Here is a 12,250-nt window from a genome sequence, read left to right as displayed (position 1 = left end):
TTATGACCGGATTCGGTGCGTTGGTTTCGTGTCGGGGGCTGGCGGAACCGGGTCCACCCCACCCTCATTCCATGGGTTGCAACGGCAAATGCGGACGAGGGACAAGCCCAGACCGCGCCATGCGCCATGAATTCTAACTGCTTCAAGGGTGTATGCCGAACAGGATGGGTAAAAACGGCAGGATGGCGGAAACATCGGGCTGATGCCCAACTGATACCCGCGCACAAGTGCCCTCACAGCTTTGGCTGCGAGAGACAATCGAGGAGTTGATGTAGTTCCGTCCACCAGCCAGCCCTGTCAGAATCGGGTACTGAAACGACTGCCTTGGTGATGCGTATCAGCACGCGCCCGCGCACTGATTGCAGTCGGAGGCGACAGGCCTCGCGGGCCAGCCGCTTGAGGGTGTTCCTGTCGATGGCCCGCTTGGCCATCCGTTTGGGCACCAGCACACCGATGGCGCACTCCCGGTCTTCCGGGATGTGGTGCAGCATCAGGCGGGCTGTTTTTTTCAGTGGCCTGGTCTTGAGCAGATCAGCAAAGGACTCCGACGATGGTATGCCTTGCATACGTCAGGGCCGGTGCAGGCCGACTAAAGTGCCAGCTCGAACGCCGATTTATACGGACAGGCGAGCGCGGCCCTTGGCACGACGAGCGCGAATCACGGCGCGACCACCGCGAGTGCGCTGGCGAACCAGGAAGCCGTGTGTCCGTTGGCGGCGAACTTTCGATGGTTGGTATGTGCGTTTCATGGCTAACCCAATGATGTAACAGATAAAGAACCCGAAATTATAAAGACTTTTTTCAGAAAATCATAGGCTTTTGTGTCAGAACGCAAGAACTGCCTTCGGCAGGCGGAACACCGTGGTGCATTGGATACAATGGAAGGTCCCGTCTTTCCCTCTTGACTGACGCTCCGGCACTTGGAGCACGCATAGGCATTTCCAACCGTGATTGAAGAATTTTGGCACCACTGTGTTGAGGCGCTGCACAAAGAGTTGCCCGCCCAACAAATGAAACTGTGGATTGAACCACTCACGGTGATGGGCCTGGACGACAGCACGGGCCAGTTGACGCTGGCTGCACCCAACCGCTTCAAGCTGGATTGGGTGATCAACAACTACAGTGGCCGGTTTTCGGAACTGGCGCGGGAATTTTTTGGCGCCGACATGGCCATTCAGTGGCAGGTTGCACCCAAAGCTGCGGTTGGCCGCCCCAGCCAGGCAGCCTCAGCACCTGCTGCACCAGCCGGTGAACCAAGCAGCGCCGTGGCTGTGGCCAAGCGGGAAGAGGCCCAACAGTCGGTGTACGAGCGCAGCAGGCTGAACCGTGACCTGTGCTTTTCCAATTTCGTGTCGGGCCGCGCCAACCAACTGGCCCGCGCAGCCGCCGAACAAGTGGCCGCCAACCCGGGCCACAGCTACAACCCGTTGTTTTTGTACGGTGGCGTGGGTTTGGGCAAAACCCACTTGATCCATTCCATTGGCAACCACCTGCTGGAAGCCAAGCCCAATGCGCAGATCCGCTACATCCACGCCGAGCAATATGTGAGTGATGTGGTGAAGGCTTACCAGAAAAAAGCCTTTGAAGAATTCAAGCGTTCGTACTACTCGCTGGACCTGCTGCTGATCGACGATATTCAGTTCTTCGCCGGGAAAAGCCGCACGCAGGAAGAGTTTTTCTACGCCTTTGAACAACTGATTGCGGCCAAGAAACAAATCATCATCACCAGCGACACCTACCCCAAAGACATTCAGGGCATGGACGAGCGTTTGATTTCACGGTTCAACAGTGGCTTGACCGTGGCCATTGAACCCCCTGAACTGGAAATGCGGGTGGCCATTTTGCTCAAAAAGGCCGAACAGCAAAAAATCAACTTCTCGGAAGATGTGGCCTTTTTCGTGGCCAAGCACATGCGCTCGAACATTCGGGAACTGGAAGGGGCGTTGCGACGCATCATGGCGTTTGCGTCCTTCCACAACAAGCCGGTGACCATGGACTTGGTGCGCGAAGCCCTGCGGGACATGATTTCCGTGCACCACGGGCAAGTGTCCGTTGAAAGTATTCAGAAAACGGTGGCGGATTACTACAAGATCAAGGTGGCCGACATGTTCTCCAAACGCAGGCAGGCCAATATTGTGTTGCCGCGGCAGGTGGCCATGTACCTGGCGAAAGAATTGACGGAAAAAAGCTATGTGGAAATTGGTGAGCTGTTTGGCGGGCGTGACCACACCACGGTACTTCATGCGGTGAACAAGATCACTGAGCTGCGCAATCAGTCCAATGAACTGAACCATGCCCTGCATGTACTGGACCAAACGTTGAAAGGTTGATGGCACGGTTGCGGGGTTGATTTAGAATTGTGGATAACTGTGTACTACACTGGCACAAAGCCACGAGTTATCCACAGAAAAAAAAGAACCTCGGGAAGGCATTCAAAGTTATCCACACTGTGCAGATTGACTCCCGGCAGTTATACACCAGTTGTCAATCAACTCAAGTGTCAGTTTTAAAAAGGTAAAAGTGGGTTATCCACAGAAAGTGATCCACTCTATTACCTAATCCTATAAGGAAATATTGAATGGAATTGATTCAAAGCTCACGCGATGCATTGGTTCGAAAACTGCAGATCGTCAGCAACATCGTGGAACGGCGAAACACACTGCCGGTTCTGGCCAACATCCTTCTGAAAAAAACAGGGGGCTTGGTCACCATGGTGTCCAGCGACATTGAGATGCAGATCCAGACCACTGCTGAAGTGGGTTCAGGTGGGGAAGAAGTGGCCACTACCGTGGCTGCACGCAAGTTCCTGGACATTCTGCGTTCACTGCCCGATGACTCGGATGTGTCAGTGAAACTGGATGGCAAAAAAATGGCTGTACAGGCCCGCAAAAGCCGGTTTGCCCTGCAAACCCTGCCTGCTGAAGATTTCCCTTTGGTGCAAGAACCCAAGGAATGGGTGAGCCAGATTACCCTGCCCCAGAAAATGCTGAAGAACCTGCTGGGCATGGTGCACTTCGCCATGGCTCAACAGGACCTGCGTTACTACCTGAACGGCGTGCTGCTGGTGATTGATGCGAGCCATGTACGCGCGGTGGCCACAGACGGACACCGTTTGGCCTACGCCGAAGCCGATGGCAAAGGCGGACCTGGCAAGAATGAAGTGATTGTTCCGCGCAAAACTGTGCTGGAACTGTCGCGTTTGCTGGCGGACAGCGATGACCCCGTCACCATCGACCTGGCCACCAACCAGGCCAAATTCACGTTCTCCGACATCACATTGATCACCAAACTGGTCGAAGGCAAATTCCCCGATTACCAGCGCGTGATTCCAAAAACCCACCAACACCATGTGGTCATCAGCCGTGATGTGTTGCTGTCGGCCTTGCAGCGTGCGTCCATTCTGACCAGCGACAAATTCCGCGGCATTCGCTGGGTGCTGGCCGCTGGCAGCCTGACCATTGTGGCCAACAACAGCGATCAGGAAGAAGCCCGCGACGAACTGGAAGTGGAGTACCAAGGGCCGGAGATTGACGTGGGTTTTAACGTGAACTACCTGGTTGACGTGTTGAACAACCTGAAATCGGAAACCGTGTGCTTCACCCTGCAGGACGGCAACAGCAGTGCGCTGGTGACCAACCCCTCCAAGGATGATTTCAAGTACGTCGTGATGCCCATGCGCATCTGATGCAGTGAACTGACCCACCACCACCATGACAACAGACCATCAAGACGGCGCCGCCGTGCCCACGCCAACCACCGGTGCCGATTACGGCGAAGGTGCCATTCAGATTCTCGAAGGGCTGGAAGCTGTTCGCAAACGCCCGGGGATGTACATCGGTGACACCTCCGATGGCACGGGCCTGCACCACCTGGTGTTTGAGGTGGTGGACAACTCGATTGACGAAGCTTTGGCTGGCCATTGCGATGACATCGTGGTGACCATTCACGCCGACAACTCCATCAGCGTTACCGACAACGGCCGGGGTATTCCGACCGGTGTGAAGATGGACGACAAGAACGAGCCCAAACGCTCGGCGGCTGAAATTGCCTTGACCGAACTGCATGCAGGCGGCAAGTTCAACCAGAACAGCTACAAAGTGTCCGGTGGTTTGCACGGCGTGGGTGTGAGTTGCGTGAACGCGCTGTCGAAATGGCTGCGCCTGACAGTGCGGCGTGACGGCAAAGTTCACCAACTGGAATTTGCCAGAGGCGCGGTGCAAAACCGTTTGTTGGAAATGGTGGACGGCGCGGAAGTGTCGCCCATGAAAGTGACAGGTCAAACCGACAAGCGCGGCACCGAAGTGCACTTTCTGCCCGACACGGAAATTTTCCAGCAGAACTACGATTTCCATTATGAAATTCTCGCCAAGCGCCTGCGTGAACTCAGCTTCCTGAACAACGGGGTGCGCATTCGCCTGAAAGACGAACGCACCGGCAAGGAAGACGACTTTGCAGGCAGCGGCGGCGTGATGGGCTTTGTGCAGTTCATCAATGCCAACAAAAAAGTGCTGCACCCCAATGCGTTTTATGCCGCAGGTGAACGGCCTGCCGAAACCTACGGCGGTATTCCCGGCACCAGCATTGGTGTGGAAGTGGCCATGCAGTGGAACGATGGCTTCAATGAATCGGTGCTGTGTTTCACGAACAACATTCCGCAGCGCGATGGCGGTACGCATTTGACAGGCTTGCGCGCAGCGATGACCCGCGTGATTGGCAAGTACATTGAAACCAATGAGATTGCCAAAAAGCAGAAAGTGGAAGTCAGCGGCGACGACATGCGCGAAGGCCTGTGCTGTGTGCTGTCGGTGAAGGTGCCTGAACCGAAATTCTCGAGCCAGACCAAAGACAAATTAGTGTCCAGTGAAGTGCGTGCCCCGGTGGAAGACATCGTGGTCAAGGCGCTGACTGAGTTTTTGGAAGAGCGCCCCAACGACGCCAAAATTATTTGCGGCAAAATTGTGGAAGCCGCGCGTGCGCGCGAAGCAGCCCGAAAAGCCCGTGAGATGACCCGCCGCAAAGGCGTGCTGGATGGCGTGGGCTTGCCTGGCAAGCTGGCGGACTGCCAGGAACGTGACCCTGCGAAGTGCGAACTGTACATCGTGGAGGGTGACTCTGCGGGTGGGTCGGCCAAGCAAGGCCGTGACCGGAAATTCCAGGCCATTTTGCCGCTGCGCGGCAAGGTGTTGAACGTGGAGAAAGCGCGCTTTGACAAGCTGTTGGCCTCGGAACAAATCACCACGCTGATTACAGCCTTGGGCACCAGCATTGGCAAAGACGATTTCAACCTAGAGAAGCTGCGTTACCACCGCATCATCATCATGACCGACGCGGACGTGGACGGAGCGCACATTCGCACGCTGCTGCTGACACTGCTGTACCGCCAAATGCCCGAGCTGGTTGAAAAAGGCCACGTGTACATTGCTCAGCCACCGCTGTACAAGGTGAAGCACGGCAAGGAAGAGCGTTACCTGAAAGACGACCAGGAAGAAGCGCAGTACATGATGGGCATTGCACTGGATGGTGCACGCTTGGTGCCACAGACAGGTGCCGAACCCATCACCGGAGACGCCTTGGTGGAACTGGCCCGCCAGTTCACCACCGTGGAAGCCGTGGTGCGCCGCTTGTCGCGAATCATTGATGCCGATGTGCTGAACGCCATTGTGGAAGGCATTGAGCTGACACTGGACGACGCAGAGGGCACACGCGCGTCAGCCGAGGCCTTGCAGGCTGTGTTGGACCCTACACAGGTTCAAGTGTTTGCCCAGTTCAATGAGGCCACTGACAAACACCAAGTGATGGTGCACCGCCGCCACCATGGCAATGTGAAAGTGAGTGTGCTGGATTCCGATTTCGTGCACGGTGCTGACTACCCCGTGTTGCACCACGCTGCTGAAACCTTCAAAGGCCTGATTAGTGAAGGCGCTGAAGTGCAACGCGGTGAAGGCGAGAAACAAAAAGTGCAAGCGGTGGTGAGCTTTCGCGAAGCCATGAAATGGCTGACCGAACAGGCTGAACGCTCCGTGAGCAAACAGCGCTACAAAGGCTTGGGTGAAATGAACCCCGAGCAGTTGTGGGAAACCACCATGGACCCCACCGTGCGCCGACTGCTGCGGGTGCAGATTGAAGATGCGATTGCCGCAGACCAGATTTTCACCACGCTGATGGGCGATGAAGTGGAACCACGCCGTGCCTTCATTGAAGACAACGCCTTGAGGGCGAGCAATATTGATGTGTGAGGGCTGAGAACAGCTGGGGCCAACACCAAAAACGGTCAACGCAAGTTGGCCGTTTTTCTTTGAAGCTCAAGGAATGAGCTTTTGGCATTGTCAGAATTCACTGAGACGACAGCCAAGAAAGAATCTCATTGACCCTTTTTCTTGAGCTTTCTTCAACCATCATCATGTGAGCATGTTCTTCGAAAACATGAAGCTCAAACAGTGAGCCTGGAATATTGCCCACTCGTTTGGCCAAAGCCTGTGCAGCGCTGGCGGGAACAATGCGGTCGTGCTTTCCAGCCAGATACAGCACCGGGCAAGTAATGGCTGCCCAGTCCACACGGTTGCTGCCAGCCAGGTTCAACCCACCGAAGGCCAGTTGATAGGCGGCCCTGCCGGATTCCCGAATCAAGCTGTTGTATTGGGCTGTACGTTCGTGCTCAGGCACCTTGTTGTAAAGCAGGTAGTTGGCTTCCCACTGAGTCAACGCCAAAGTGCTCCAATACAGTTCGGGCCGACTGAAGCTGCGCAAGGTGCCCAGCAAAGTGTTCAGGCGCAGTGGAAAGATTGGCGCAGGCACAGCACTGCTGACCAGCACCAGGGCCTTGGGTTGAAGTTGAACAGCAGCTTGTTGGGCGATCAGCCCGCCCATGGAGTGCCCCACAAGCACGACGTCACTGTGCCCTTGCGCAGCTTGCACCACATGGGCCACGTAATCGGCCAGACCCAAACCTTTCATGGCTGTGGGTGATGCACCGGGCTCGTGCCCGGGCAGGTTCAGGGCAAGTGTGTTGTACCCTGCGTTTTGAAGGGCGGGAATCCATGGGTTCCACACAGCCGCTTGGGACCACATGCCGTGAATGAGGATGAGGGTTTTGTTCATGTCCCTATTCTGTGGTTGGATGCATCGTTCTGCAACTGTTGTTCAAAGGTCGTCAACAACTGCTTGCCCAATTCAAAAGTGCAGTTATTGACCTCGGTCAGCCTGTCTGGCCCGCGTTGCGCCAATGTGTCATAAGCGCTGAGGTGGGCCACCAGTAGGCCCACCGCGTTGGCATGTTGGCGGAGCACCTGGGGGTGGGAGGCAATCAACTGCAGCTTGATTCGGTGGAGCAGGTCGTCTACTTCGGTGAGGCTGTTGGTGTTGCCCAACGCTTGATGGTGTCTGCGAAGGTAGCGTTGCATATTCAACTGCAATTCACTGCTGAAAGCCAGCCTGCGGGCTAACTTGACCGGGTTGGTGGGTGACCAGAATTGCAGCCTCGGGCAACATAGGCTTGGTTCGTTAATGAGATGTTCGATGGGCTGCGCATTGTCGTTGAGCCGAAGTTGGGTAAGGTCCCATTCAGGCCAATAAAAGCCGGCCATGGTCAATTGAAAGGCGAGCATGGCTGCCAAGGTGAGTGTGGTGTCCACACTGGCGTACTGACCATTCACCCGTTTGCACTGATCGGCCGCGCTAATGGCAACGCGCTTGGCTTCAAATTCTGGGGGTGCGGCTTTTCTAGAAAACTGATGTAACCGCGCCAGTAAAGTACAACGGTCTGGGGGGAAATACCCTTTCAGCGAGGGGCTGATGCGGACGAGCTGGTTGGTCAGGGTGGTGAGGTCGACGTATTCCTCGCGGCACAGGCTGGTATCGCGGCTGATGTTGTTGTTGATGAATTGAAGCGCCAAGCAGTAGGCACCACGCTGAAATCTGCGCATCTCCGGGGTGGAAGATGATTTGGAAGAATCAGAGTGGTCAATTTGATGGGTTGTCAGTGGGGCCTGTGTACTGGGGGTTGCTTGCATGGCGGGCCTGTTGGGCAATGTGGGTGCCTTTGGTGGCCCGCCCTGCAATTCGGTTCATTTTAAGTCCCTGTTTTTTCTGCTGCGGCAAGGGCCGAAGCAGCACCTTGCATGCGCAGCAATGCGGACATCAACGCTTGCAGGGTGGCGTGCACGATGTTGCTGTGGATGCCCACGCCGAACACGCCTTGGGGTTGTGCGGTGCTGGCCAGTTCCACCACAGCCACGGCTTGGGCTTGGGCACCTTGCCCCTGGGCCCGTTCTTCGTACGACACCACAGTGAATGGGCCAAACCGGGTTTGCAGGGCCGCCACAGCGGCATCCACCGGACCATTGCCCTGGCCTTTGGCGTCAAGGGTGTTGCCCCCGTGCTGCCACTGAAGCTGGGTGTGGGTTTGGCCGTCCAGTTCCTGCATGCGGCTGCTCAGGCCGGTTTGCCGCGCTTCTTCAAGGTAGGTGCGCTCGAACAGGGACCACAATTCGCTGGCAGTCACTTCCTTTTCCGTGCGCTCGCTTTCGCGCTGAACCACCGCGGAAAACTCCACTTGCATGCGCCGGGGCATGACCACGCCGTGTTCGCGTTCCAGAATGTAGGCGATGCCGCCTTTGCCCGACTGGCTGTTGACGCGGATCACGCTGTCGTAGGTACGGCCAACGTCGCGTGGGTCGATGGGCAAATAAGGCACGGCCCACACCTGGCCTTCGCGCTGAATGTCGAAGCCTTTTTTGATGGCATCCTGATGCGACCCGGAGAACGCGGTGTACACCAAGTCGCCCACGTACGGGTGCCGGGGGTGGATGGGCAACTGGGTGCATTCTTCCACCAAGCGCGCCAAGGCGTTGATGTTGGAAAAGTCCAGCCCTGGGTGAACGCCCTGGGTGTACATGTTCAAGGCGAGCGTGACGATGTCCACGTTGCCGCAGCGCTCGCCATTGCCAAACAGGCACCCTTCCACCCGCTGTGCGCCTGCCATCATGGCCAATTCAGCGGTGGCCACGCCAGTGCCCCGGTCGTTGTGGGGGTGAACGGAAAGCACCACGTGTTCCCGGCGTTCAAGGTGGCGGTGCATCCATTCAATCTGGTCGGCAAACACGTTGGGGGTGCTGCATTCCACGGTGGTGGGCAGGTTGATGATGATCGGGCGGTCAGGCCCGGCACCCCAAGCTTGAATGGCGGTGTTGCAGGCCTGAAGCGCCACATCCAGTTCGGTCATGTTGAAGCACTCGGGCGAGTACTGCAGCACCCATTCGGTGTCCGGGTGTTGGTCGGTGAGTTCGCGCACCTTGGCCACGCGTTTGCGAACAAGGTCGATCACTTCAGGCACAGTCATGCGGAACACCGTATTGCGCCACACGGGTGCGGTGGCGTTGTAGATGTGGATGATGGCGCGTTTGGCACCCATCACCGATTGCACAGTGCGCTCGATGAGATCGTCACGGGCCTGTGTCATGACCATGGGGGTGACGTCGGCAGGAATTCGGCCTTCGTCGATGAGGGTTCGAATGACGTCGAAATCAGTTTGTGAGGCGGCGGGAAAGCCCACCTCAATTTCCTTGAAGCCAATGCGCACCAACTCGTCGAAGAACTTGAGTTTGGTGGCCACACCCATGGGCTCGAAAATGGCTTGATTGCCGTCGCGCAGGTCGGTGGACAACCACACAGGGGGATGCTCGATGGTGCGCGAGGGCCACTGGCGGTCGGGCAAATTCACCGGGGTGGCTGGGGCGTATTTGGTGTGTGGTTGGGCAATCATGGCGGCTCTGCCTTCGGGGCGGTGTGTGTGTAGTCAATGAAAACCAGTGTACGCAGATTGCCCCCAAATTAAATTGCGAATGTTTGCCCTGTTTGGTGAAAAATTGGCAGATTATTGCTAATAATTGGGATTCGTTGAATTGATGTTGGGGTTTTTCCATGGAAATGGACCGATACGACCGGCGAATTCTCGAGGTGTTGCAGGCGGAAGGCCGAATCAGCAACCAGGACTTGGCCGACCGCATCGGCCTGTCCCCTTCGCCCTGTTTGAGGCGCTTGCGGGCTTTGGAAGACGCTGGGGTCATTGAGGGCTACAGTGCGCGACTAAACCCCCGCAAGTTGGGTTTGGCGCTGGAGGCGCTGATTTACATATCCATGGACCAACACACCCCGGAGCGTTTTGAGCACTTTGAGGCGGAGGTGGCGCAGATTCAGGAGGTGCAGGAATGTGTGCTCATCACCGGCCAGCAGGCGGACTACCAATTGCGTGTGGTGGTGAAGGACATGGACGCTTACCAGGCCCTGTTGCTGGGCAAGATCACGCGGATTCCGGGGGTAACCGGCGTGCACACCAGTTTTGTGTTGCGCCGGGTGGCTGGCCAGCGGGGCATGCCACTGCCTGTGTAGATGGCCGGGTTCAGAATGCGATGGCGTGTGCCGGGTTGGCGCGGTACTTGGCCGATTGATGCGCCACTTCGCCTTGCCACCCTTCCCATTGCACAGCCAGTTTGGCGGCGCCTTCCAGCAGGAAGGAGATGCCGCCCACCAGCGTCATCATGGTGCCGGTGACGAAAATGTTGATGACTGTGCCAGCGAGCGGGATTTTGGTGGCCAAGCCCAGCAGGGTGCCAATGCCGGCGGTGCCAAGAAACACCACGGCGGCCACCAGCATGCCGCCACAGAACCGCCCCAAGGCAGCGCACATGGTGCGTGAACTGTGTTGGCCCAACACGTGTTCCTGAAAACTTCGGAACACCGCGTTGAAAGCGCGAGAGCTTTGGGCGTTCACCGCCAGCACGTAGTTGTGGTTGAACGAATGTACAAAGTTGGACGCGCGCATCAGCAACCGGGTGACCCGGCCATACTGATGCAGGTTGTTTTGCATGTAGTCGCTGTCCAGCTTGTACAGGTGGCCCAAGCCCGGTGTCTCCCTCAATTTCTTTTGAATCTTTTCGTAGTCTTTGTGCCCCAGTTCCTGCATCCATTTGGAAAAACGATTGCCGCACACCTGGCGAACGATCGTTGATTCGCCCAGTTTGGCCAGAAACCAGCGGTTGATTTCTTTCATGGTGTCTTCGGTCCACACGCGGCCATCTCGGCGGTCACTTTTTACGTCATCGCTTCGGTCGCTGACATCGAGGTGTTCAACCACACCCGCTAAAGCGGCGAAGTGCTTCTCGCGTTGGCGTTGTTCAGTGGGGCCGCCTTCATTCAGGTATTCACCCACCAATTTGCGGGCAGCCTGAACCGGGTTGGCGGGCTTTGAGGCCAGCAAGGCCGTCCAGCGTTGCAGCAGTTCAGGCACTTGGGTGGACGGGTCGCCACCGGGCACCCGGTGTGAAGCTCCGATTTTGGTATTCAGGTAACGCGCCAGCAGGTGTTGTGCCCCGGGGCGTTGGGCGCACGAGGCCAGGTAGATGTTCAGTTTGTTGAGCACGCTGTCGATGCGGTGTTCGATGAACTCTTTCTGTTCGGTGGTTGGGTCCAGTGCGTCGGCCGCGCGTTGGCTCACATTGCCAAACAGGAATGAACCCAGGCCCATGCTGCCTGAAAAGGCTGCGAAGGACACAAAGAGCCCAGACATCAAACTACCCACGGAAGACCACATGGCCCCTTGAAACCCCATGGCACCCCGGATGCTGGCGACCATGGTGCCAGCGGCTACACCCACGAACACCGACGCACCGGCCACGGCGGCTTTGTTGCGAATGCTGTTGTCACTGACGCCGCGGCAAAACAGGTTGCGAAGTGCCCGAAACGAGAAACCCGTGGGCGCAGACGTGCATTCGCAGGCGGACATACAGGCCTTGGACAGGCGGGTGGCCGTGCGGCTGACAACATTGTTGTTGGCGAGCAATTCGGGGTGGGTGGAGAGCAAGTCTTGCCGCCAGAAGTTGCGCTGAACTTGGCGGCGTTGTTTGACTTGATGCCACACCGAGCGTTCGGCATCCGACAGGTGACTGGCTTGGTCCAGCCGGTGCTGCTCGGCCAGCAAACCCGCGGCAAACAGGTGCATGGATTCATGCTGGGCTTTGGCCACGGTGTGTGTGTTGCGCGAGCCGGATGAGAAGTCCATGAAACGGGACATGCGGCTGCGTGTGACGGCCATGGACTGTGAGTGATTGCCCACTTTGACCAGCTTCATGCCGTTCTTGCGGGCCACGCGTGCGTCGGCCTTGAGTACCTGATCAGTACTCAATCCCTCCATTGTCCTGGTTCCTGAGGAACCTATGGCCGTAGCACCAGTCATAGCCGGGGCAAGTCTCCGTAA

The 12,250-nt window shown here is 57.1% G+C and carries 11 protein-coding genes; 4 read left to right on the top strand and 7 right to left on the bottom strand.

Features of this window, described 5'->3' with window-relative positions:
* The 3 genes from yidD to rpmH are packed head-to-tail and all read right to left on the bottom strand — an operon-like array spanning position 1 to position 749.
* Entirely contained in the window at positions 1 to 195 is a 195-nt protein-coding gene (gene yidD, locus ACK4FF_RS01635; protein WP_409704827.1) for a membrane protein insertion efficiency factor YidD, read from the bottom strand.
* Positions 196 to 233: 38 nt separating this feature from the next.
* Positions 234 to 566 carry a ribonuclease P protein component gene (locus tag ACK4FF_RS01630; protein ID WP_409703926.1) on the bottom strand — a complete coding sequence of 111 codons (333 nt, stop codon included), beginning with the start codon at positions 564 to 566 and terminating at the stop codon, positions 234 to 236.
* A 48-nt stretch (positions 567 to 614) separates the two neighbouring features.
* Positions 615 to 749: a 50S ribosomal protein L34 gene (gene rpmH / locus ACK4FF_RS01625; protein WP_284279709.1), complete on the bottom strand. Its 135-nt coding sequence runs from the start codon at positions 747 to 749 to the stop codon at positions 615 to 617.
* Positions 750 to 950: 201 nt separating this feature from the next.
* Here rpmH and dnaA point away from each other — a divergent pair, with 201 nt between their 5' ends.
* The 3 genes from dnaA to gyrB all read left to right on the top strand — a co-directional run bounded on the left by dnaA (position 951) and on the right by gyrB (position 6,236).
* Positions 951 to 2,330: a chromosomal replication initiator protein DnaA gene (gene dnaA, locus ACK4FF_RS01620; protein WP_409704825.1), complete on the top strand. Its 1,380-nt coding sequence runs from the start codon at positions 951 to 953 to the stop codon at positions 2,328 to 2,330.
* Positions 2,331 to 2,578: 248 nt separating this feature from the next.
* The gene (gene dnaN, locus ACK4FF_RS01615) at positions 2,579 to 3,685 is read left to right on the top strand and encodes a DNA polymerase III subunit beta (RefSeq protein ID WP_409703924.1); all 1,107 of its coding nucleotides are present in this window, start codon (positions 2,579 to 2,581) and stop codon (positions 3,683 to 3,685) included.
* Positions 3,686 to 3,710: 25 nt separating this feature from the next.
* Entirely contained in the window at positions 3,711 to 6,236 is a 2,526-nt protein-coding gene (gene gyrB / locus ACK4FF_RS01610; protein WP_409703922.1) for a DNA topoisomerase (ATP-hydrolyzing) subunit B, read from the top strand.
* 97 nt (positions 6,237 to 6,333) lie between these two features.
* Here gyrB and ACK4FF_RS01605 read toward each other — a convergent pair whose 3' ends face one another.
* The 3 genes from ACK4FF_RS01605 to leuA all read right to left on the bottom strand — a co-directional run bounded on the left by ACK4FF_RS01605 (position 6,334) and on the right by leuA (position 9,760).
* A complete protein-coding gene (locus tag ACK4FF_RS01605; protein ID WP_409703920.1) occupies positions 6,334 to 7,098 on the bottom strand; it encodes an alpha/beta hydrolase in 765 nt (254 codons plus the stop codon).
* On the bottom strand, positions 7,095 to 7,922 hold the full coding sequence (locus tag ACK4FF_RS01600; protein WP_409703918.1) for a hypothetical protein: 828 nt from the start codon (positions 7,920 to 7,922) through the stop codon (positions 7,095 to 7,097). Before ACK4FF_RS01600 ends, ACK4FF_RS01605 begins: the two co-directional genes overlap by 4 nt.
* A gap of 146 nt (positions 7,923 to 8,068) precedes the next feature.
* Positions 8,069 to 9,760 carry a 2-isopropylmalate synthase gene (gene leuA / locus ACK4FF_RS01595; RefSeq protein ID WP_409703916.1) on the bottom strand — a complete coding sequence of 564 codons (1,692 nt, stop codon included), beginning with the start codon at positions 9,758 to 9,760 and terminating at the stop codon, positions 8,069 to 8,071.
* A gap of 158 nt (positions 9,761 to 9,918) precedes the next feature.
* On the opposite strand from leuA, the gene ACK4FF_RS01590 reads away from it, so the two are divergent.
* Positions 9,919 to 10,386, top strand: a complete 468-nt coding sequence (locus ACK4FF_RS01590) for an Lrp/AsnC family transcriptional regulator (protein ID WP_409703914.1) — start codon at positions 9,919 to 9,921, stop codon at positions 10,384 to 10,386.
* 10 nt (positions 10,387 to 10,396) lie between these two features.
* On the opposite strand, the gene ACK4FF_RS01585 is transcribed toward ACK4FF_RS01590, so the two are convergent.
* Complete coding sequence (locus ACK4FF_RS01585) at positions 10,397 to 12,178, bottom strand: hypothetical protein (protein ID WP_409703912.1); 1,782 nt, start codon at positions 12,176 to 12,178, stop codon at positions 10,397 to 10,399.
* Positions 12,179 to 12,250: the final 72 nt, after the last annotated feature.

Origin of the sequence: Limnobacter sp. (assembly GCF_046297615.1) — a bacterium.
Classification (GTDB): Bacteria; Pseudomonadota; Gammaproteobacteria; order Burkholderiales; family Burkholderiaceae_B; genus Limnobacter.
The sequence above is the reverse complement of the archived record's forward strand: the minus strand, read 5'-3'. Positions and strand labels throughout refer to the sequence as shown.